Raw genomic sequence first — 22,501 nt, forward strand, 5'->3', positions numbered from 1 at the left:
TCCTGCGCAAACTCCGCTGCTGCCCTCACCTCGCCGGGCAACTCGTCAAAGCGATCCTCGTCCTCCAACTCCGCGAATCGAGATGAAAAACGTTCACTAGAGGGCTTGTCGCAACACACCTGATCATGAAAACCTGTTGATGGCGAGGCGAGGGCCCAAGCGCCAGGCTGGATGTGGAATCGGACTTATTGGGGTCAGCATTCACCCGTCGTCGGCAGCGGCTGCTCCGGGTTTTCCCTGGGGCGCCGTTCTCCGCCGCCTGCCGTTGTCAGCCGCGCTCGGGTCATCAGGATGAAAAAGCCGCTTAAGAAAACGCCTCCCCCGGCACGAGGCCGGTACTACATTCAGAGTTGAGGGAGCGGGTCGCCACGCCGGCGACTGATCAGCGCGCGGGTCTGATGGAGGCGGCGGAAGGCCGACCAGGCCAGGACATGGTCGATGGCGCGGGCTGCGGGGATGAACAGTGCGCCTGCCGAAAAATCCATCCATGCAGTTCAAGCGGCCTGTGAGTACTCGTGGAGAACTCTGCCGAGCCGGTCTCGTCGACGTATGTTCAGGTCAGCGATTCGCCCTTGATCCCTGATCGGATCCGGGACGGTACGCGGCGGGGCCGCTTGGGGCGGGGCTTGATTAACTCGGTGCTGGTGGTGGAACCGCTCGTACTCGCGAATGGCGTGAAGTGCCATCCTGCTGAGCGCCGAATCGATGGCCCAAGGTTGCTCGATGGCTGCTCGTGCACGTTCTATCGGCGAGGAGACCCGGCCCTACGCGGCAGTGATGCACTCAATGGGATGCGAACAAATAACGCATAATGCCGACGGTAAAGGGTGCGGGGTTGCTCGGTGGTTGCTCGCGTGTACGCCATTCGACCCGGCACGGATTGTCAGCACCCGGCACGACAGCAGGGATAATCCTGGACGGAGCGATAGAAAGCGACACAGCGCGACACTAGACGGCATTGGTCAAGGCGACTCTTCGTTCCACCATTCGCTCATGGGCTTGACGCAGCGGGTGGTGTCGCTCGTCCAGTCCTCCTCGAACACGCCGTTCGCGGGCAGGCCGATCTCGGCCAGGAAACGACGGGTGGGCTCGTGGGTGATGGCAGCATGGATCTCCTCCATAGCCGGCCGGATGAAACCGGCTTCGCCGTACAGGCTCTCCAGCAGGTCGCGTGTGAGCTTGACTGGGGGCTGGCTGAGTGGAAGCGGGGCGATGCTCTCCGAAGCGCCAGCCAGGCGTTCGTGCCCCGCCTGGTCCGCACGTGCGTACTCGGGAGGAGACAACTCCGATGAGACCGGCCAGCCGCCTATCACGGCCACCAGGTAAATTGATTAGGGGGTCAACGAGCAGGCTGGCGCCGACACGGCCGCCAGCGGTGTGAACCACGTCGCAGCCGCCATGTCGGCCCTCGGGCCCAGCCGGCGGATCCGGGTCTCGCAGAGCGCACCGGTCTTCTCGGGCTCAGTCGCGGTTGGTACCGGCCGCGTGACACTGATCGACGACCCAGTCCAGGTCCGCGAGCGCGACCAGACGAACAAGTCGCCGCAGAAAGCGCTCGGCAGCCGTCATGGTGATCCCGAAGTCAGACGTGATCCAGGTGATGAACTCGGTACCGCTCGGAGGAACGTCAGCGCAGATCCGGGCGAGTAGATCCTGATAGCGCCCTCGCGCGCGTGCACGGTGCGTGGTCACCGGTCCGCCCTTCAGCAGCTTGCCCAGCGTCCGCCGTGCCGTGTCCTTCTCTTCGCTGAGCACGAACAGCTCCTCCGGCCCCTGCTGGGAAGTGCTGCCGAGAACCAGGCTCTCCTTCTCCAGGTATCCGGCCACGTTTGCTGCGTAGAAGCCGGGGCGCAGGACGCGGAGCCGGTCCAGGGAGTCGCGCAACATGCGCCTGGCCGTGAGCAGGTCCAGACGCAGGAGCGCGAGCAGGCCACAGGAAACATCGTAGGGATCCACGCCACCGTTCCGCAGTCTGATAACGGCGTCCTCCAGAAGCTGGAAAGCGACCCCGTTCCCGCGAAGCGGCTTCGCCCAGCCGGACGTCCGGAGATCGCGCTCAGGCTTGGCCGAGGCGCCGCAGCTCATCGCGTCCGCACGGCGTACGCGTGCTTCGAGGCGGAGTAGGGGGTGATGGACGAGCTGCGCACGGGCTGCGCGGACTCCGGGCGGCTCCTCCTCGCTGGGCCGTCTCCGCATCTGGCGAGACACGAGGTCGAGCCTGTTCCCGACTGCCTCGGATGAGGTCAGCCATCGAACGGCCGAGTCCATCTCGCGGACCGTGTCCCCCGTACGTGTGCGGGGGAGGGCTCCCGCCAGGGCCTTGCGCAACCTGGCGTACCCGTCGAGCAGGTGGTCAGCGATCACCTGCTCGCACTCATCACACCAACGAGTACGGTCGACTCCGCTGCACGACCTTCCGTTGTGCCGGGCGCGGCGCAACGGCCCGCGCGCGGCGTCCCTGAGCGCTGGTGAGACCAGTGAGAAGTACGCGTGGAAGGCGGTCGACTCGCATGCTGAAACAACGGTGGCGAGGTTCATGAGAATTGCCCCTCCGAGGCATCACAAGAGAACGCGCTCGAAACGCGGTCTCGCGACATCGGCCTCGAAGTCCGAGGCCCTCAGAGGGAGCGGAATGAACCACTCAAGCTCGCAGGCGTCCTGCCGTTGAACGAGACAAGGCTGCCAACGTGCCCAGCCGTCGTCAAGCGCTTTCCCGGTAAATCACCTCAAGAGCGTTGACCACCGATTTGTACTGAACAACGAGCACGTCATCACTTCTGGCCGGTCCACCCAAATCGCGCACAGCACGCAGCAGCACCTCACGCACATCGGCGTCAGAGCGGGCGGAGCGAGGACGGCCCCGGCCCTGCCGATCGAGGGCATGCCCCTGAATCGACTCGTTCGCGAGCCTCCCCAGCTCCTTCAGCGCGGGCCCCGCGGTACGGAGCCCGTCCCACTGCCCCCACGAGAACAGCGCCGGACGGAGCGTCTCTACTGCGACATACGCCACCGGTACCCGGTGTCGCCGGTCACGGCAGACCTCGGCGAGCAGCGTCAGGCGCCGCCTGGCCGCTGTCAGGCGCTCGGCCGCCATCCAGCCATCACTGGCGGCGCCGAACAGGTCGTTCTCCAGTGCCGCGAGCAATGGCATCACGTCACGCAATGTGTCCGAGCCGCGCCCGACGAGACGCCGAGCTGTCCGCAGGTCCAGTCGCCTGACGGCGCTCACCGCCAGCCCGGCCAGCAGGCGGTCCGCGCCCAGGCGCGCCAGCACCCGCTGACCGCCGTGAAGTTCGGATGCCGCATCGCGCCTGCGGATCAGCTCTGTCACCCACAGCGGGCAGGCGGCGGTCAGCGACCACTCAACGCCCGCCGCGATCATGCCGTAGTTCGTCAGGGGCGGCCCCGGGTTGAGGACCAGCACCAGCTCGTCGACATCGCGCAGACTGCGCGACCCCCACTTACCGGTGGGAGCCGCCTCGGAGGCGAGCCCGGCGACGATGGCGTCCCGGGCAGCCTCGAAGTCGGCGGAAACAGATGCGATCACCCGAACGTCCGCATCGCCGTCCTCAGCCGCCCAGCGTGCCAGCATGTGGGCCCGCTCCTTCGCCTCGGAGGTAGCGAGCAACCGCAGCCGTACGGCGCCTCGGCGTGGCAGCGACTCCCGTCTCTTCCGCAACTCGGCCAGGACCGTCTGTACGGCGAGCCTGTCCTCGGTCTCCCTGCCATCGTGGTCCAGCCCGACGGCGAGAAGGCCCAGAACGTCGCCGCTGCCCAGCACCGGCCATCCGGTCCTACCGGTATGGGAGACCAGCTTGACCCCTTGGTCGTCCTTCTCCCACCTGTCGGCGGCATCCAGCAAGGTGGAGGGCAGCAGTCCCGCGAGCCGTTCTGAACTCAGGTGTGCTCGATGTGTGGACGCCGCGGTGTACAGCTTGATCAGCGCGTCGTCCTTGAGCATCGCCCCGCATCCGGTGGCCGGCGCCGACCAGAGTTGCCGGGCGGTCATACGGATGTGCCCGGTCAGGCCGCGTTCCCCGTCACCTCGGTACGTGAGCATGTCGATCAGCCGTCTGATCTGATCGCGGGCTCGGCTCGGTAAGGTGCTCTCCTCCCGATCGAAAAGGCGGCGAAGGCGCCCGGCGAACCAGGCACGGAGCAGCCCGTAGTCTGCGGCCTCTCCTCGCCCGATCCGCTCGAACAGGGCCGCCTGCGCGGTAGGCCACGTCTCGGTGAACTTACCGATCCGGCCTTCGGTGATGCCGTGGCCGGTGTCCGCGTTGGAGCGTTCCCGCATGGCGGTGGCGTAGGTGGTGTCCCCGGCCTGCCGGGCGGCGAGCAGTTCCCATACTTCACGGTTGGTGGGGTCCACCTCCGCGAGGGCGTCCCAGAAACGATGGCGGAGCAGCCAGGACTGCAGCCGCGTGTCCATGTCTCGTGGTCCGTCGAGCACGTACGGCCGTCGCGGCGCGTCGATGTGGATGATCCGCGCGGGACGGCGGGCGGCCAGTGCGGCACACACGGCGCCCGCGCTGAGCGCGAACGCTCCGGAACCGCACGTGATCAGTATGTCGGTGGGGGAACGACGCAGGAGCCAACGCCGCAGAGCCTCCGAGCCGTCCCCGAGGGTCGGCGCCTCCACCCTGACGACGGAGACCGCCGCCGGGTCGAAACGCACGCCGTACAGCCCGGCCTCGGAGGTGAGCCGCGCCCGGATCTCGTCGGCGTGCTCGCCGAACGTCCGGTCTCCCGGCCCGCCCGGTGTCGTGGTCCCGAGCAGGACGACCAGGGAGACCGGGATCTCAGCGGAGGCGAGCCCCTCGAACACCTTCCTGAGCGGCCGGCGGTCCTTGCCCTCGCCCTGCGGATCACCATCGAGATCGGGTAGCGATCCGTCGAAGCTTCGCACCCCCGGGAATCCCAGATCCCCGCCGCCCACCGCGTGTATGAGCAGCACGCCCTCGGTTTTCTCCACGACAACGCCTTCCACATGGCAGGCCGTAACGGAATCAACCGGGTTGACGGTAACCCATCACCGACAAAGTCGCGAACTACCACACCACCCCGCCTTTTCTGTCGTCCCTAATATCAGAAGATATGAGGGATTAATTGCGCTTTAACGGCTTCTGCGTCGTCCGGACGGTCCAGTACGGCCGCCGTCGCGCCCCCCTCCTTGTTCATCGAAGAGGTACGTGGTGAGCGGAGCACCGGCGTTCCCCAGGCCAGGCAGCGCGCGTCCGCGCCCTGAAACGGGCCTGCCCTGCTCAGATCTCTCGTTCTCGGTGAACCACTTGTAGTTCCACCCCTGCGGATCCGGCGGAGCAGGGACGTTCTCCGGCAACCATTCCGGGCGCGTACGGGGATAGTGCACCGGAAGTTCGGGGTTGCCGCGCGCCACGGCGAGCATGGCCTCCCTTACGGTGACCAGCTGATCGGAGCTCTTCACCAGCCGGACGAACTCTTCGCGCGCCGCCTCCAGGATCTTGGCTCCGTCACCGTCGGAGAGAGGCGTGGACAACGAGCGGTAATAGTCGGCGAACTGCTCACCGGAGTGCAGTCGGGTGTTCTCGACGTCGATGTCGAGTCGTACGCTGCCGAAGCCGAGCGGGCGTCCAAGACCGAGTCGGTGGAAATGCCCCGCCGGGAGGGTGAGCAGCCAGACGAGCGCGCCGAGCTCGTGGGCGTCGAGGTCTCGGACGTCGATGGCGAACCGGAAGGTCGTCTTGGGCCGCACCCATCCCTTGATGGAGCGGTTCTGCGTATCGCGCTGCTCGGCGTCCGTCGTCCGGTACCGCTTTTTGTCAGGAGTCGGAAGGCCCTTGTCATCGTGGGCAGCCCGGGAGCGGCGGTACTCACGGTAGTGAGAGCCGACCCGGACCTGGGTGGGGTCCCACCTCCCCTGTCCCTCGCTCCAGTGCTGGCGCGGGTCGAGCCCGGCGTGATGCCAGTACGCCTTCCTACCGCGCAGGCCACGCCCGGACCGGTAGAGCTTCTCCTTCGGCGTCCCGTCTCTGACCGGCCGATCCGGCTGGTCGGCCGACTCGGCGAGGTAGAAACGTCCCTGCTGGGGCTTGGGCTGCCCGAGGATCGAGATCGGCAGGCCGTCTCCGTCGAACCGCTCCACGGCCTCATCCGCGTCTTGCTCGCAAGCGACCGGACCGATGCGCAGCCGGCCACGGTAAGCCGCAGGCCGAACGCCGGAACCTCGCGGAGCGACCCAGCCGAACACGCGATCGGCCGGTGACAACTTGTCATAGCGGCAGGCCGGCAAGAGCGATTCCGGCAGCAGTTCTCGCGGGGAAACGGGATAGAGGTCACGTGGCACCAGCACGGGATAGAGCGCCGTCACCTGGTCACCCTCCAGACGGGCATAGCAGACCGAGCCCTGCCTCAACACCGTCACGTCGTCCTCATGTATGTGCGGACTCCATGCGAGCTGTCCGGGGCCGTCGCCAATCCGCTCTCCCGGACCGGCGGACGTGCCGTCCGCACGACGTCGTCCGAACAGCTCGGCCTCGTCGTGCACTCCGCGGTAGTCACGGATCAGGTCGTTCCACTGCTTTTCCAGCTCGTGCCACGGCCTAGCGAGTTTCAGCGCCTTGGGCTTCTGGCCTTGCTCCCGATAGAAGAAGCGCTCGCAGGTCTTGCCTTCGATGTTCAGGCCGGTAACGAAGGCGACGCCGTTGACGATCCGCTCGCCGCTCTCTCGCGCCTGCACCTCTTTGGTACCTTCTCGCACGAACCGGACGACCTCGGTCTGATTGTTCTTTCCCCGTCTGACCAGAGCGCGGAGCCGTTCCAGATGCCGGGGCGCCTCCTGGCCGTCCTTCGGGTAGACGCTCACCCCGTCCTTGTCGTACATCCTGAGCACCGCCTGCTGGAACTTGTACAGCACTCCCTGGGCGGCGATGTACACGGGCACCATACCCAGGGCGAATCCGGCGTCGCGACGGAAGCCGAGCGGGCTGTCATGGCCTTCGAAGACGCCAAGCCGGGAGTTGGTGACGGCCTCGTACGCGGCGCGCAGCATGCCCTTGACCGAGGTGGCGGGCAAGTGCGGGCGGCCGTCGCGGAGCCGTACGGGATAGACGAAATGGCCCTCCGTGCCGTTTCCGCTATCCGTCAGTGGGGTCTTCCGCGCGGTGTCGAGGAGCAGCAGCGGCGTCTGTACGGTGAGAGCGACACCGATACGGCCGGTCCAGCAGCCGGGACGCAGCAGGTCGCGCGCGGGCGGTGGCCCATCGCGGAGCGGCTCCGGCAGGCCCTCGCGGGGAAAGGCCGGGATGAACGTGTAGGGATTCAGGAACTCGCCGGTCATCACGCGGCCCCTTCCACTGCGTAGGGTTCGAATCCGATCAGGCGTTCCTCGGCGACATAGGCGTTGCCGTGTTCGCGATCCGCGACGACGTACTCGCGGGCGGCCAACCGGACGTGGTCCTTCTCTTCGGCGGTCACCAAGGGGACGGCCAGGGTGCCGACATGGGAAGAGGCAAGGGTGGTCCAGCCGGATCCGGACGCGGTCACCGCGCCCCAGACGAGATAGCGGGCGTCCATCGTCGCGATGGCGGGCAACGGATCCACCCGCTCGCCGAAAGAGCCCAGCAGTAGGCGCTCGTCCTCTGTGAGCAGGACCGCGTACCCGGACTCCACCCAGCGCAGCTCCGCCTCCGAGGTGAAGACCCGCGCCTCGTAGACAACGGATAGATCGGCCGGGCCGCAAGCGGTGACACAGCCACCGCCCTCGACCTTGGCCACGCGGTACGCGGAAGGCGTGGTGAGCAGCGCGCATCCGCCGTCCAGCCCGGCGGCCTCCAGCGCCTCCGGCAGAGTGACGCCGGTGGTGGCGGCAGCGTACAAGGTTGTCATGACACCTCCTGTGCCAAATAGTCCGTCCACGCCCGGGCGATGGTTGAGATCTCGGGTCCGTCCAGTGCCTCGGGCAGCTTGACCTGCGTCGGCCACGGTCCGCCGATCAGCGTGATCTCGCTGATCTCGATGTCGCCGAACCCCCTATTGACGGACGCGCCGAGCGGGATGCGTCCTTCAACCAGGTCTCGCAGGGTCAGCAGGAGCAGGGCCAGAGCCCGCTCACGGCCAGCGCCCAGCCGGGTGAGGTCGATCGAGAGCCTGACCGGTTCCCATTCGACCGAGTGCGGTTCGAGCACGCTGAACAGGCGTCCGTCGGCCGCGCCGCCGGTCCACCGATCGAGGGCGACGTGGTCGGCCTGAGCCATGCCGAGGTCGTCCAGCCGGTCCCGCACCGCTTCCGGCAACTCCGCACGCTCGCCAGGAGAGGCCGCAGGCAGGGGATCGGCCCCGTTGACGGCCCGCCACAGCGTTTCGGGGATGGTGATCAGCGCGGTGCACTCCTCGGCCCGTAGGGCTCCCGCCCGCCGGTCCTTGACGTCGTCGCGTGCTGCGCCGAACAGATCCCGTACGGCGGGCAGCTGGTCGAGCTGGGCCCGGAACGCTGTGCTGTGCCCGGCGGCGGGATCTCCCGAGGCAGCCCGGGGGGTGGCGGCTACTGACGCGCCGTGCGAGGCGGTGGTTTCCGGAACACCGTCGGGCGTGAACCTCGCAGTGCGTTCCACGAACTCGGCGTGGGCTCGCAGCGCCCCCTTGAGCGAACCGCCCGGCAGGACCAAGGTCAGGTGACGCTGATCGACCCGGGTGGTGAGCGGCAACGTGTCGACAGACAGCCCGCTCGGCGTCGCCCGGACCATCACCGGCGCCAGCGGCCTCCAGACGACCTGAACGTGAAGGAACTCACGCCTGGCCGGCAGCTGCGGGGCCACGGCACTCAGAGATGCCTCCGGGCGGACGCGCACGGCATCACCTCGGAGAACGGCCAGCAGCCCCTGCGGGGAGTCGAACCTCTCTACGACGACCTCAAGGGGATCATCGAGCAGCCGAACTGAGCCGAGCCCTCGACCGGTGGCCGCACCGATCCGTATCTCCCCTGCTGAAAGCGCTGCGAGGAAGGCCCCCATCCGGGCCTCGTCCACGGCCTGGTCCGAGTCGGCGGCCGACTCGATGTCGATCTCCAGCCGTAGGAGGCATCCGGCGGGGACGACCTGCCTGCCGTACAGGAACTCCGGGGCGGCCGTGCCGGTCACCCGGTCGATGCCGACTGAGGGGCGGAACTCCATGAGCGCACGGTTGATCGGGCTGAGCGGCAGACTCTGTGCATCCAGCCGGGTGTCGGACGTGACCAGAGCGTCGGCGACGATCACACGGCTCGCGCCGCCCTCGCTGTCTTCTCCGGCGGTCCCCCACAGGTCGTGCAGCAGGGCGTCCGGGTCGGCACCCCGCGACCAGCTTCGCAGGACTCCGGCGAGTGTCGTGCCGGGCACGTAGGGACGGCCAAGACCGTCCAGGGCGATCGGCAGCGGCTCCGAGGGGTCCGTACTTAGACCTCCGACGTGCACCGGCGACTCAGTGCGCAGCCAGCCGCGGGCCCGGACCCGGCTCGTCACGTGCCGGCCTGTTCTGCGTGTCATTCCGTGTCTCCTTCCGCCCGTTCCCGGCTGTGCGCCGCCAGGCAGGCGGTGAGCAGGACGCGCACCGCCTCGTCGTGCAGCTCCGTGCGCAGCGCGGCGGCGCCGTCGGCGGTCACGGTGAGCCTCTCCTCGGGCAGGCTGAGCAGGGTCCAGATCCGATCGGGATCGTCGAGCAGATCGGCCAGCGTCTCCGCTTTCTTTCGCGGCCAGGAGGAGCGGCCTGCCTTGATCCGAGTGAGCCGGGCGAGCCGGTTGCGGGCTCTTTCCATCGAGGGCTCCCCGACGATCTCGCGCAGCCCGTTGAGCTGGGTGGAAGTCACCTCGACCGGCAGGATCTCCGCACGTCGGTCGCGGTCCGCTAGCACGGCTTCGCAGGTCCGGTGGATTTCCACGCACCACGCCGCACGTTCGAAGATCCTCCCTTCGGCATGGCCGTCCTCGCCCTGCCTGATCGGCTCGGGCGACACGTCCGGCGCCGACTTGCCATCGAAAACGCCTTGGGTAGGCATATCGCCAACGCTCCGAAGCAGCAGGTCGTGATCGATCTCGACCTGTCCAAAGCCCTCGGCGCGACGCTCCCCCACCCCGGCGGCGCGGACCTCGGCCAGAACCTCAGGGGAAATAGGACCGCCGGACACCTCAAAGGTGAGGCAACTCCCGGCGGCCAGGCCGTACAGCGTGGGCCGGGGCAGGCCCCAGCCCCGATGCCAGCTCTCCGTCCTGTGCGCGCCGAGCGCGACGCCGATGCGACCGTCCCGTGGCTTGGTCAGCGGACTCAGGGTCAGTTCGAGCGCCCCTGCTCCGGCGAGGGCCTGCTCCAGTGCCCGGCCGACATCGCGGGGGTCGGTGCTGAACCTCAGCCTGCTGTCCCTGACCAGCAGCTCCGAGAGCAGCCACACTCGCAGCAGGTTCCCTTCCCCAAGTGCACCGCTGGGCGTGGCACTTTGGCCTTCTTCCGTAGAGGACCTACTCGAAATCCCGCGCATGCTCTTGGGGGAACCGTTCGGCATGACGCCCGGACGCGCCTCGACCCGCACCTGGCCGTAGTCGTCCTTCGCTGACCGGCCGACCCGCCACCGTCCGGTCAGCCGCTTCTGCCAGCCCGGCTCCAGCAGGCCCGCTCGCACCCGTACCTCGGCGTGGAGCACCGATCCGGCGGCCAGCGCCTTGTAGATGTAGACCCCACCGACGTCCCGGCTCGGCCGTTGGATGTCGTCCCGGATGGTGTTGTGCATGCGAAGGGTGAAGTCCGGGCTGACGACCGTACCCGCCTGCTCACCCTCCGGAACGACGTGCCTATCCGTGTACGGCTTGCCCTGCGCCGTGTCTCCGGCCATCCGGTTTCCGGCGACGACGCCCTTGGTCCCTTTCGCATGCACGAACGCCTTGGGTACGGGCAGAGTTCGCGTTCCACCGGGCGACTGCGGGGCGGCCGCCGTGACCAGGAGGTCTCCCGTACGGACGAGAGCGTGCGCCGGTCCCCCTAGTCGCCTGGCCACCTCGGGCATCAGGCACCAGCCGGGGATGAACGCCTCACCCCGGACCAGGTTGCCCTGGACGGTGGCGGCGGCGAGGACCGGCTGCTCGACGGTGATGACCAATTCCGCGCATTCCCACTCACGGCCGGCCGGTATGGGAACCGGGGCCGGGCGATCGGCCACGCGGTACGGCATGGCCGAGGGAGGTGGCGCGATGTCCGCCCGGGCGAGCACGGCGAAGTCGGGCTCCACGCCCCGCAGCGTCAGCCGACAGCGGCCGGAGCCGCGACGCCGCTTGCCCCCGATCCGTTCCAGCAACCGCGCGCCCGCCGCCAGCAGGCCCACGGCGGCATGCCGCTGATCCTGCTCCAGTTCCTCGAAACCCCGGATCCACGCACGGCCGGTCAGCGTGACACCTGCCCTGGCCATCTCCTCGAACCGCAGCATCCCGGCCTCGGCGGTGCCCGTCCTCGGATCGATCGCCACTCCCGGCTTGCGGAACGTCGCGGTCCAGGCCACCTTCGGACGGGCACGCAGCAACTCGGGAAGCCGACCCGGCAGACGCAAGGCCCCGTCAAGAGCCAGGGCCGCAGGCCCTACGGCATGCCGGCGGTCGGCACCGTACTGGCCGCCGAACAGGAAGTCCAGCCAGTCGTGCCAGATCCCGGAAGGCCCGCTGTCGAGCGCGTGCGCCGCCAGCTCGCAGGAGTCCCGCCAGACGCCGATCAGGGTCTTGGCGGGGACGATCGGCGCGGCGGGCGCCGTCGAGGCGTCTCCAGCCTCTCGCTGGACCAGCCGGTCGGCGTAGCCGGGGACTCCGGTACCGGTGCCGACCCTCCAGTCGCTGAGCATGAGCAGTTCGAGTTCGACGTTCATCCGGCCGCTCCCTGAACGGGCAGGAAGGGCAGCGCCGCCACGGCGTCCATGAGACCCGTCACCATCCTCTCCTCATGGCCGCACCGGCCGATGTGATCACTGCGGCCGATGTGCTTGGCAAGGTCACCGTGGTCGGCGTGGTCGCACCAGACCAGCCGCCCAGGGTCCTCTTCCAACTCGGCCAGCGCCGCCAACCGGGCCGGGGATCCGCTGAAGCGCGTGCGGAGCAAGGTGAGCCGGGCGTCCGCCACCCCCGCGCCCAGGCACAGCCCCTCTCGGAGCTCGTGCACCGCCCCCCTCGGGATGAGCAGCTCACCCGATTCGGCATCCGTTCGCTGGAGCGCGTCTACCCGGCGCTGGAGGTCCGACCAGCGCCGCCGTTCCGCGCGGGGGTCGTCGCTTCCCCTCCCCACCAGGTATGGCGACGCTGACGCGACGGTCCCGCCCGCCAGCGTGGACGAGCTCCGGATCCTCGCGAGATCGGGTGCCGAGCTCTCGAACAGCACAGTGAACGCCAGCGCCGCCCCCCACGTCTTCACCTGTTTGGCCTCGGTGATCAGCTCTTCGGCGAGGTCGTAGGCGAACCTGAACGGGTAGTTCCGCTTGACGATCGCCACCCCGGCCGCCGCCCCCAGCCAGGGGCGGTCCGCCTTGGCGAGGATCGGGCGAAGCAGATCGTCGCTCGCGGTCTCCTCTTCGAACGCCTCCAGGTAATGCCGGGTGAACGGCAAGGCCACGGCGCCCTCGCAGAGTACGGTCAGGTCGTCACCGCCGAGCACCAGCGGGAGGACCGGAGGTCTGCCGTTCACCGTGACGGAAGCGTGTTCGGCCGCGGTCCGGGTCAGTGCCTTCCGGAACGCCCTCTTCGCACAGTCGTCCACCCCCAGGGACAGCGTGCGCACGGCGTCCGCGTACACGCCGTCCCGGTTGACGGCGTCAGCCACGTCGAGCATCTCGCCGAGACCGCGGAAGAGGTCGCCGAACCCGTTACCGTCGGCGTGCACCACCGCCACCCAGCTGGCCTCCAGCCCCAGCCTGTCGATGATCTTTCTCATCGTGGCCACGCCGGTCTGCGCGTCCTCGGCCAGGCGGCCGAGCGCATGCGGGAAATGGCCGAGCTTGGCCATGGATGCCGCCGACCTGGTCCCGGTTGGCTCGTCCCGCCCTTCACGATGGAGCGTCATCGCGGGCAGCCCCGTGGACGCGCAGTCCTCGACCAACGGCAGCCGCAGGAACCTCGCCTGCGGGCCCGGCCTGGACTCGCGCACCGCCGCGAGTTCCGTGCGCGCGGCCGAGATGCCCTCCGCGAGCGGGCCCGCCGCTTCGACCACCACGCCGCAGACGTCCAGACCGGGCGCCTCGCGCAGGGCTCGGCTGGTCAGCTCGGTCACCAGGCTCTGGCCGGCATCCCTGTCCCCGACCAGCACGGTGATGGCGCCCGCGCCGGTGGTCACCATCTCGGCGGCGTGACCGTCCTTGATGCGCCAGCTCCGCTCGAACCCGGGAAACACACTGGTCATCGCCTCGTCGGCCCAGGCGCCGTTGACCCGGGCGATCAGATCCGACGCCCCGACGATCTCCTGCCGTTTGCCCGAGGAGAAGATGTAACGCTGGTTGCCCGCCGTACCGATCACGACGACGTACATGACTCTCCTGTCTCATAGGGGTGCGGAACCGGGGTGACCTTCTGCCCCATCAGCCAGCCGAGCGCGAAGGCGACGCTGGCCGGAGCGGTGATGAACAGCCGCGGACGCAGCCCGGCGTAGTGCGGCCGTTCCTTGATCCACGCCGACCACGCCGCGTAGACGTGCCGGACGACCAGCTCGAAGTCACCGGTGGTTTCGGGCATGTTGGCGGGGGCGCCATCAATGACCAAAGCCGCACGGCAGCGCTCCCAGCGCCCATTGACGTCCAGGCAGCCCTCTCGCGCGGCGAGCAATGCCTCGGCGACCATCATCGGGTTGTCCGCGAGGTGCACCACGAGCGCGACCGCTTCCCCATCGGGCGCGCCGTCGAAGTCCGGCTCCTCGATCACCTTCGCCAGCTTCGCCGCGCGTACGGTCTCCGCCGGGCCGGGCGGCTCCTTCAACCGACCGCTGATCCGTACCGCCGGGAAGAAGTCCGTACGGGCGAACTCGGCCCGTTGCGACAGGACGACATCGGCGACCGCTTCGAGTTCTTCAGCGGGCGCACTGGCCCTTGTGGAGGAACCGTCGACGCCCTTCGAGGGCGCGCCGATACTACGAAGCCTCCGGTGCACGTTGAATTTGAACGTCGCGCCCAGCTCAAAGGCGTCAGGCAGCGCGGCGTTGACGTAGAGCGACACCGGGGTCGAGGGGTCGGCCTCGGCCAGTTCCGTGAGCCGTGCGTTCACCAGGTTGCAGGCGAGCTCGATGGTCGCCGTGCGCGCCTCCCGCGCTGCGGCCTTCGCCTCCGCGTCGTCGTCCGGACTCGCCGCCTCGATGTCCTGCCGTACGGTGAAGCAGGAGTCGTGATGTCGCCTCGCGTGAGCCACGGCGGCGGCGGCCCACTGGACGCTCCACGCCGCTCGCCAGTTCGTTCTCGGCAGGGCGATCACGATGCCCACGCCCTTGCTGCGCTGCTGCCACAGGTTGATGCCCGCGAACACCGCCGCCGAGGCGACGCACAGCGCGGTGAGCAACTCTCGCTGATCGCCCAGCCAACTCTTGATCACATCTGGCACCGTGCCGACGGCGACCGCCGCCGCGACACCCGCGAGGGCCGCCACCACCCAGCGGGACGTGCCCTCCACCGCCGTTCTCGCCTTGTCCGTCGCCCGAGCCCGGGAAAGCCCCATCCACTCGTCCTCTCCGCCCCGTTTTCGCCTTCACCTCCTACAGATGGACGACCCGGACGAAGCCAAGATCACCAGGCGGCGGCCGAGGATTCCCTTTCTCGGTTACGGCCCTCGTAGAGGCGATGAGGACGCGCCCTCGCGGCTCTCGTCGGCGGCCACGCCACGTTGCGACCCCTTGTAGGGGCGATGAGGACGTGGAGCAGGTAGGCGCGGCCACACATCAGCGCCACGTTGCGACCCCTCGTAGGGGCGATGAGGACTGGAACGCGTCTACCGGGCCGCGGAACGCGACCTGTTGCGACCCCTCGTAGGGGCGATGAGGACCACCGCCCGTAACCCCCAGACCGGCGCCGCCATGTTGCGACCCCTCGTAGGGGCGATGAGGACCATCAGGCCGCCCGGCGACGCCGGGCGAACCCTCCAGTTGCGACCCCTCGTAGGTGCGATGAGGACGCCTGACATCCCCGCCGAGGCTGTACAAGCCGCAGCGTTGCGACCCCTCGTAGGGGCGATGAGGACGCGCTCTGGTCACGACGTGGCTGGAGACCGGCGACCGCGGTTGCGACCCCTCGTAGGGGCGATGAGGACCCCACGGTAAAGCCGCAGGTCAACGAGCACGAGAAACGGCCAGAATCACCGGCGTTTTGCAGTGAACCTCCGGTCGTGCGGAGAACCCTGGAGGTCTGCTGCAGAAACGTGATCGCAACCCAGACCGGCAACGTCTCGAACGCAGATTAGCCCGAAGTGCTCACTCAACACCACCACTCGACAGCTCCCCGGCTCCCCAATGGCCTGATCTGCATTAACAGGTGTCCGCCTCCTCTCCGAAGCCGTCGTCCATCTGTACAGGGTGAAAGGCGGCACAGGCGGGAGGCAGAGCAGTGAGGTTGCGGATCGAGGTCACCACAGCGGCGACCGAGCTCGCGTGGACGAAGGTGCTGGCACCGGGACGGCCCCTGGCGTACGACCTGCTGGCGCACACGGCACCCGAAATCGGACGGCAACTGCATCACCATGGGGCTGGACCGTACGGCATGGTGCCACTGGGTCATGGCGCACCGGTGTTCCCGAAAGCCACGCGGCGCAGAGGGGCATACGCCGCAGGAGGGCGAGGCTTCGTGGAGCTCGGCAGCCCGCTCTTCGAGGTGGTGACGGCGCTCGCTCAGGGAGTCAAGCAGCGGGAGCTACTCGACTGGGGCGGCGCGGCCTTCCGCGTCCTGAACGTGGCCGTCACCGAGCCTCCGGAGTTCCGGTCAGGCCGGGGCCGGTTCCGTACGACCACTCCTGTGGTCATGAAGGGCACCGGGTGCGACACCGACGGGACACGGAGCACCCGGCAGGCATGGCTGATGCCGACCGATCCTGAGTTTCCGGTGTTCTTCCAGCGCAACCTCCGCCGGAAGGCCGAGACACTCGGTCTCGACCCGGAGATATACCTGACGGCGATCACCTGGATCGGCTCCAAGAGGTCGTTCTCCGTGGGACACGGGGCGAAGCCCGGAGCGCCCGTCGAGGTCGAGCTGACCGGACCACCGGAATCGCTCCAGGCGATCTGGAGCTGGGGCTTGGGACAGGCCAACGCCGCCGGCTTCGGCTGGATCACCGCGTGACCGAAACCGATACAAACCACATCAATACATATCAAGGCAACGAGAAAACCGAATAGGCGCGGCTCAGGCTGACCGCCCATTCCCTTCAGCGGATGGGCGCGTACGCCCTGGCGGCCCTGGCCAAGGCGTCATCTGTCGAGAGCTCACACCAGATGGCTTCGACACGACGGTGGAAACGGTGACCCGGGACGCGGTTGCCGCTGCCCTCGTACGTGACACGAAGAGCGACCAGGAGTTCTGGCTCAAGACGGGCACGTCCTTCTTCCCGAACTCGAAGATGAACCATCTCGGCAACGCGAAGAAGGACGACCCCACGATCCGTGATGCCGTACGGCGATGGCGTGAGCGTCCGGATCCATCGGCTTGGCCGGAGGCGGCATGCGTGCTGTGCGGGCGGGACGGGGTGGGGTACTACGGCAAGGTCGACGTCTCCCTGGCTGAAAGCGATCTCTGACGCCGGGATGGCGCTGTGCTGGCCGTGCCTGTGCAGTTTCTACGCCCTGCCGTACGGCTGCCGCCTGACGGGGGCCGTCCACCGCCCTGCACAGTTGGGACGAGCAATTCATGGCGCGGACACTGTCCCGACGCGTAGAGCGCAACCGGCAGTTGATCGCCCTCGGCAGAGCCGACGCCCGCAAGGTGCTCTCGAACGAGGTGATGGCTCTCCAGGCGTTGCGCCACCATGAGGATCGGCTGACCGCCGGAGTGGAGCTGCTGGTTTTCAGCAACAACAACCGCGGCCAGATGCTGAAGATCCAGTCATTGGATCAGCCGATCGCCGAATGGTTGCGGCGGTCGTCACGGCCTCCGCACAAACGCGGCTTTCCCGGCGCTGCTCCGCGCCCACGCGACAGGAGACCGGCCAGGCGTCCTCGGCCTGGCGCGTAAAGCCTTCCGCGCGCCGGTCGGGTACGCGGTCACTCTGGCCAGCTGCAGTCTCCGGGTGCCGTGCTCGATGAAGACCAGCACATACAGCCGCTCGAGCAGCATCGTCCCGACCACCAGGAAGTCACACGCGCTGATCGCGTGGGCTTGAGCGGTCAGGAACTACCGCCAGGTCGGCCCGGCCCAGCGGGGTGCCGGATCGATACCGGCCGTGTGCAGGATCTCCCACACCGTGGAGGCCGCGATCGTGTAGCCCTGGCGGGCCAACTCGCCTTGGATTCGTCTATGCCCCCATGTCGGGTTCACCCGCGCCATTCGAACGATCAGTGCCTTGACCGGCTGGCGGGTGCGGGGACGTCCCGGGCGTCGCTTGTCGGTGAAGGTCCACTTGCGCCGCCGTTCTGATCGCGCAGCAGAATCCCAGCTCACAGCACGAAACCGTGTTTCCGAGCGGGACAGTGCTGCAACTCCGCCTGCCATGCAGGCAACCCTGGCGCCGATCAAGCAGGACGAGCAAGAACCTTGCGCAGAACTCCGATGTTGTACGCGCGCAGGGTCTGCTCCCCTGTGTGCGGCTCGTAGTTCACGTAGTCCAGCCGCAGGACGACCGGCCCGCGCTGCACCAGCATCTCTGTGCCGACCGAGACTCGCTGGCGATCAACGGCCGTCGTCTGCTCGATGCGGTAGCCGCGCCAGCCGTCGTCATCGCGCGGATAGCCGACGACGGAGGAACTCCCTTTCATCCGCTTTCCCGGCTCCAAGGATGTGGCGGCTGTGCCGTCATAACGGCACGCCGACAGCCTCTTGCCGACCTTCCTCATCACCTTGCCGGCCCGATCGGCGCTCGGCAGCACCCATCCACGCTGCACGATCCTCCCCTTTCCGGGCAGACCGATCTCCCTCTTCAAGGTGGCGAAGCGCCGATCGACCGCCACACGGGGAGTATCGAACGGGTTGAGCGGCACGCACACATCGATCGCCGCCGTCGTACCCTGCGGCTCCACGTGAACCTCACCACCGCGCAACCCCGCCCCCGCCGGATCCAGGAACAGCCCCACGACCTTCTCCCGCGTCCACGCCACAGACACGGCCGCCGCCACACCGACCTGATCCGCTCGCATGACCACCTCGGCGCCTTCGCCACATCCAGCCGCCAACACGGCACAGGCCACAGCGGCGGTACAGACCCACTTGCTCATCCAGCTTTCCCGCTCTCTCGACTCCTGTTTGTTTCGGATGATCCTGAGCCCGAGCGCAGGGCGAGCGAGGCTTCCGCTTCTCATCCGGACGAAATCCGTTGCAGGCCATGGCGTCGGCCAGACATTTGCATCCCAGCCACTACCGATCATTGCCGTCCCCCGGACCAGCCCTTCAGGCCAAGCCGATCAGGCCGGGGCGTGACGGTGGTCTCGATGGCGGGCCGTCTTTCAGGTATCGAAGACACATTGGCCAGCCTCACGGCGGCCCGATTGTCTAGCGGCAGGTCGTCCCGCCGACGGGCATCGGCGTACTTGCCCACCAGCACCTTGCGCTGTCCAAGAGGCCGAGGACACGTTGGCCGAAGGCGACAGGACTGCTCTTCGGCCATGATGATCTGGGCGAACCTGCCAGCCTCAGCAGCCAGCGCCGCTCCCGGCGCTTCGACACAGGCGCGGACCACAGAACGGAGACTCGACAGGCCGGCCTCGCTGAGCAGAGCATTGAGGCGCCGGAGGCTGCTGCCGAGCAAGGACACCAAGCTCCGCGGCGTGCGCCATGTCCAGAGCGGTACCATGCACGCGCTACCCGCCGCTCAAGGGAAGAGGCAGTAGCTGTGCTCACCTATGCGGATACCACCTCCGCAGGCGCCAGGTCGTCGTGACGCTTCGAAGGGGCACCCTGACCGAAGATCAGCCGCTGGCCGCGTGGAACCCCCAATTGGGCGGCCATGCCCCGACTTGCAGGTGTCGCTCTGCGCTGGAATCCACAGGCTGCAAGGAGTTACCCGTTCCGCCAGCCAGAGCGGCGGCCTACTATTTGTCGGCGATCTTCGTGCAAACCACACCTCTGTGACGGGCAGCTCGCGTCAGTCATCTGGCGCGGTGAAGGTGCCCTGGCGATGTGTCGCTCTTTCGGGTTCACAGGCTCCGCTCTATCGCTCTCTCGCTCGTCTTCACCGCCCTGAACAGATCCGCCATGAGGTGAGCGGGCAGGGAGCCGAGCCCAAGCCCGGCGGACTGCACGGCCAAAGTCAACGCCCGTTCTTCCTCGTCGGTGAGTGCCGCCCTACACCCGTTGTGCGCAAGGATGTCCCGCGCAACGTAGCCGTCGGCGTTCTCGATTGCTTCGTGCACCAGGTGGGTGGCGGCTCGGGTATCGATTTGGCCGATACTGCTTGCGAGGTCGATCACGGTCAGGCCCAGGCGTGCACGGAAGACTGGTAGTCCTGGTGAAGGGGCGAGTGCTTGGTAACGCTCACACATGGTGGCGGCAGCAGTGTCAGCCGGGCGTCCACCGGATCTGAGACAGAGCACGGTAAGGCACGCCGCGACCGCTTGCTCCCAGGGTTCCGATAGCGTGCTTTCCTCAAGAAGCGCCAGTGCAGAGGTCGTCTCGCCCCCGATGCAGTGGGCCAGGACAGCGACCTGCCGACCGTCCAACAGTCGCTGGCCGATGCCGTTGTGGCGGCGCAGGTGGCCTTGTGCGTCCTGCCAGCGGCCCGAACTGATCAAGGCGCGGGCGCCATCGGCGAGGACGACCGTCCACAGCCACTGGCATAGCTCTCGGTGATCTTCTGTGGTCGTGGTGAGGGTTGCCCCAGGTACGGGCACGCCGTCGATGACGGTGTCCATCTGCGCGGTGATGGCTTCATAGAAGCGGTCGAGGAGCTGAAACGCGGTGTCGCCCTCGTTGTTTCTGATCTGGAGCCGCGCGAGGTTGACGAGAGGTTCGAGGCCAAGGCGCGCGACCTGCGCGCCCAGAGGGTGGGCACGCAGGTACGTGGTGGCGTGGCGGCGGCAGATCTGCCGGGCCAGGTCCGGTAGCCCGACATCGGAGACCAGGAGCGCGGCCTGGTTGAAGACGGCAGAGGCCGACGCCTGGTCCCCCTGCCGGTCGGCGGACTCCGCGAGGGCGCAAAGCGCGCCCACGCGGGCATCAAGCGGGGTGCAAGCCGGTCGGGGGCGAGCGACAAGGGGGAACCGGCGTGCCAGCGGCCCTACGGGGTCCATGCCGCTATTCCCAGATGACGGTGATGGGATGGTGGGGCCGCTCCAGGACGAACCGGCCGGCGACGGGGTCAGCCGTCGCCGGTGTGTCGGGGATCTCGAACCGGACGGCACGGCCGCTGTAGTCAGTGTCCCAGCGGCAAATCTCCTCGGCCACCTGCTCCATGAGCTTGTGACCCGAGGGGCCGTGACCGATGACACCAACTTCGTACAGTTTCCCGCCATCCTCGGACGGCGCTGCAGACCGGATGGCGAGGTAGGCAAGATCAGGCCCCTGGACGGTCGCCATGGAGCCCCACGGGAACATGGGAGTGACCCGGCGACGCTCCTTGGCTTGGGCTTCGACGTTCATCCGCATGAGGGCGTTGTCGAGTCGCAGGCACAGCCACAACTCCAGCCATTCCAGCGGCACCTCCGGCGGGAAGAGCACTCCCGTCCAGTCCTCGTGCCGCTCGCTGTCCAGGATGCCGGTGAGGGCTTCGGCGTCCACCGTCTGGTCCTTGTGGACTTGCAGTGCTACGTCCTGCTCGGAGGTGAGCGTGACAATGCGCCGAGCGTCGTCCCCGATGCCACGCAGCGGCATGAAGACCGCCAGCTTGCTATCTGTGCTGTACCAACCGTTGTCGCCGCGCTCGAAGACGATGCTGCGGGAGTTGGTACCGCGCAGGCGAAGCGGCACGACCAGGCGCCCACCCGGAGCGAGCTGGTCCAGCCACGCGGTAGGCGTCTCGTAGGCGCCCACGGTCGCGATGATGCGGTCGTAGGGGGCGCCCGCGGTGTAGCCGAGGGCTCCGTCGCCCAGGACGACCTCGACGTTGGCGACGCCTGCTGCGGCCAGGTGTTCGCGGGCCCCGGCGACGAGATCCTCGTCCACGTCGATCGTCGTGATGTGACCGCTCTGGCCGACGATGGCGGCCACGATCGCCGCGTTGTAGCCGGTGCCCGCACCGACTTCCATGATCGAGTCGCCAGGCTGCGGCGCGAGCTGTTCGAGCATCGCGGCGACGATCCACGGCTGGCTGGCCGCGCTGATGTTGGCGCCGAAGGCGTCCTGCTTGATGTAGACCGGAGAGTCGGCGTATGCCTGGTCAAGCGGAAGATCCGGGAGGAACACGTGCCGGGGAATGTGGCGGAAGGCGGCCTCGACGGCGGGAGTGCGGAGCACGTCGTGGGCGCACAGCCGGTCGGCCAACTCGGCACGCAGTTGGTCGGCAGGCAGTGCAGAGCGATCATTGCTGAGAGTAGTCATTCGGTTGACCTTAGTGATCTCGGTGGGGGTCACGGCTGGAGACACGGTGTCCTCGGCCGAGTTGAACACAACGCCCAGCGCCAGCGCGGCCATGGCGGCTTGATCTTCCACCGGAAGTCCGGCGCGGTTGGCGTGGAAGATGATGTGGTGGGCGAGGACCGCACGCAGTCCCCGTTTCAGCCGTCCATGGCGTGCCAGGGCGGCCAAGGCATGCCCGGCCTGCTCGAAGTCGCTGACCCAATCCTCATAGCCGCTCAGCGGACCGTTGCGGGCCGGATCGCTCAGTGTGCGGACGTTGGTGATCATGAGTTGCTGCATCGCATGGGTCAGGTTGGTTGCTGTCTGGGACTTCATGGTCTGGAGCCTGGCCGGTCGGAACCTGGCGACCTTGGCCCAGACGTCGCCTTCCTCGAACCAGTCCAGTCCGGCGGCGTGCAACAGCGTGCTGCACAGTAGGACCGTGGTCTCGCGCTGCCCCAGAGCCGGGGCGTCGAGCTGCGCGGCGCGGGTGAGGAGGTGGTGGCTGTCGCTGTGAAACAGGATGTGGGCGGCCTCCATGGCGGCCTTCCCGCCGAATGCCCGCGTCTCAGGTTCGTAGATTCCGGGTGACCATCTCGCGATCCGGTCGTCGACGGCCAGCGTGTCCAGGAGGTCGGTCACGATAGTGGAACGGCCGCTGTGCTCCCGGTAGCGCAGCTTCCAGGGCTGTTTACGGACGAACCACCACCCCTGGAGGAGCCCGGCTTCCTGGGCGGCGACCAGTACCGGGAGCAGCTCGTGGGCGGCGATGTGTTCGGCGCTTGCCTTGTCGTGGAACTTGATGTTGAGCTGGCGCCAGTTGACGGTAGGCATCAGTTGAGACGTCCTTACGATCGGGCC

At 67.9% G+C, this 22,501-nt stretch carries 16 protein-coding genes and 1 CRISPR repeat array; of the genes, 3 read left to right on the forward strand and 13 right to left on the reverse strand.

Annotation, left to right across the window (positions count from 1 at the left end; all coding sequences use genetic code 11):
- Positions 1-962: 962 nt before the first annotated feature.
- The 9 genes from ABZ911_RS30330 to ABZ911_RS30370 form a co-directional block, all read right to left on the reverse strand.
- Positions 963-1,319, reverse strand: a complete 357-nt coding sequence (locus ABZ911_RS30330) for an SUKH-4 family immunity protein (RefSeq protein WP_358063395.1) — start codon at positions 1,317-1,319, stop codon at positions 963-965.
- A gap of 142 nt (positions 1,320-1,461) precedes the next feature.
- A complete protein-coding gene (locus ABZ911_RS30335; protein ID WP_358063398.1) occupies positions 1,462-1,956 on the reverse strand; it encodes a hypothetical protein in 495 nt (164 codons plus the stop codon).
- 745 nt (positions 1,957-2,701) lie between these two features.
- Positions 2,702-4,975 carry a hypothetical protein gene (locus ABZ911_RS30340; RefSeq protein WP_358063401.1) on the reverse strand — a complete coding sequence of 758 codons (2,274 nt, stop codon included), beginning with the start codon at positions 4,973-4,975 and terminating at the stop codon, positions 2,702-2,704.
- Positions 4,976-5,116: 141 nt separating this feature from the next.
- Positions 5,117-7,318, reverse strand: a complete 2,202-nt coding sequence (locus tag ABZ911_RS30345) for a TIGR03986 family CRISPR-associated RAMP protein (RefSeq protein ID WP_358063404.1) — start codon at positions 7,316-7,318, stop codon at positions 5,117-5,119.
- Positions 7,318-7,866, reverse strand: a complete 549-nt coding sequence (csx19, locus tag ABZ911_RS30350; RefSeq protein WP_358063407.1) for a CRISPR-associated protein Csx19 — start codon at positions 7,864-7,866, stop codon at positions 7,318-7,320. The genes ABZ911_RS30345 and csx19 overlap by 1 nt, the downstream gene beginning before the upstream one ends.
- Positions 7,863-9,500 carry an RAMP superfamily CRISPR-associated protein gene (locus ABZ911_RS30355; protein WP_358063410.1) on the reverse strand — a complete coding sequence of 546 codons (1,638 nt, stop codon included), beginning with the start codon at positions 9,498-9,500 and terminating at the stop codon, positions 7,863-7,865. Before ABZ911_RS30355 ends, csx19 begins: the two co-directional genes overlap by 4 nt.
- A complete protein-coding gene (locus ABZ911_RS30360) occupies positions 9,497-11,854 on the reverse strand; it encodes an RAMP superfamily CRISPR-associated protein (protein WP_358063413.1) in 2,358 nt (785 codons plus the stop codon). Before ABZ911_RS30360 ends, ABZ911_RS30355 begins: the two co-directional genes overlap by 4 nt.
- Positions 11,851-13,500: a hypothetical protein gene (locus tag ABZ911_RS30365; protein ID WP_358063416.1), complete on the reverse strand. Its 1,650-nt coding sequence runs from the start codon at positions 13,498-13,500 to the stop codon at positions 11,851-11,853. The genes ABZ911_RS30360 and ABZ911_RS30365 overlap by 4 nt, the downstream gene beginning before the upstream one ends.
- Complete coding sequence (locus ABZ911_RS30370) at positions 13,485-14,672, reverse strand: hypothetical protein (protein WP_358063419.1); 1,188 nt, start codon at positions 14,670-14,672, stop codon at positions 13,485-13,487. The genes ABZ911_RS30365 and ABZ911_RS30370 overlap by 16 nt, the downstream gene beginning before the upstream one ends.
- A gap of 100 nt (positions 14,673-14,772) precedes the next feature.
- A CRISPR array of direct repeats spans positions 14,773-15,260; the repeat unit is 30 nt; unit sequence GTTGCGACCCCTCGTAGGGGCGATGAGGAC.
- Positions 15,261-15,790: 530 nt separating this feature from the next.
- On the opposite strand from ABZ911_RS30370, the gene ABZ911_RS30375 reads away from it, so the two are divergent.
- The 3 genes from ABZ911_RS30375 (at position 15,791) to ABZ911_RS30385 (ending at position 17,170) form a co-directional block, all read left to right on the forward strand.
- Positions 15,791-16,282, forward strand: a complete 492-nt coding sequence (locus tag ABZ911_RS30375; protein ID WP_358063422.1) for a CRISPR-associated endoribonuclease Cas6 — start codon at positions 15,791-15,793, stop codon at positions 16,280-16,282.
- 178 nt (positions 16,283-16,460) lie between these two features.
- Entirely contained in the window at positions 16,461-16,736 is a 276-nt protein-coding gene (locus ABZ911_RS30380) for a hypothetical protein (protein WP_358063425.1), read from the forward strand.
- A 110-nt stretch (positions 16,737-16,846) separates the two neighbouring features.
- The gene (locus ABZ911_RS30385; RefSeq protein WP_358063428.1) at positions 16,847-17,170 is read left to right on the forward strand and encodes a hypothetical protein; all 324 of its coding nucleotides are present in this window, start codon (positions 16,847-16,849) and stop codon (positions 17,168-17,170) included.
- Positions 17,171-17,329: 159 nt separating this feature from the next.
- Here ABZ911_RS30385 and ABZ911_RS30390 read toward each other — a convergent pair whose 3' ends face one another.
- From ABZ911_RS30390 to fxlM, 4 genes are all read right to left on the reverse strand, one after another.
- A complete protein-coding gene (locus ABZ911_RS30390) occupies positions 17,330-17,647 on the reverse strand; it encodes a helix-turn-helix domain-containing protein (RefSeq protein WP_358063431.1) in 318 nt (105 codons plus the stop codon).
- A gap of 20 nt (positions 17,648-17,667) precedes the next feature.
- Entirely contained in the window at positions 17,668-18,366 is a 699-nt protein-coding gene (locus tag ABZ911_RS30395; RefSeq protein WP_358063434.1) for a hypothetical protein, read from the reverse strand.
- Positions 18,367-19,284: 918 nt separating this feature from the next.
- Positions 19,285-20,295 carry a hypothetical protein gene (locus tag ABZ911_RS30400; protein ID WP_358063436.1) on the reverse strand — a complete coding sequence of 337 codons (1,011 nt, stop codon included), beginning with the start codon at positions 20,293-20,295 and terminating at the stop codon, positions 19,285-19,287.
- Positions 20,296-20,380: 85 nt separating this feature from the next.
- Positions 20,381-22,474 carry a methyltransferase, FxLD system gene (fxlM, locus tag ABZ911_RS30405; protein ID WP_358063438.1) on the reverse strand — a complete coding sequence of 698 codons (2,094 nt, stop codon included), beginning with the start codon at positions 22,472-22,474 and terminating at the stop codon, positions 20,381-20,383.
- Positions 22,475-22,501: the final 27 nt, after the last annotated feature.

This window comes from Nonomuraea sp. NPDC046570 (assembly GCF_040645915.1).
In the GTDB taxonomy this organism is placed as follows: domain Bacteria; phylum Actinomycetota; class Actinomycetes; order Streptosporangiales; family Streptosporangiaceae; genus Nonomuraea.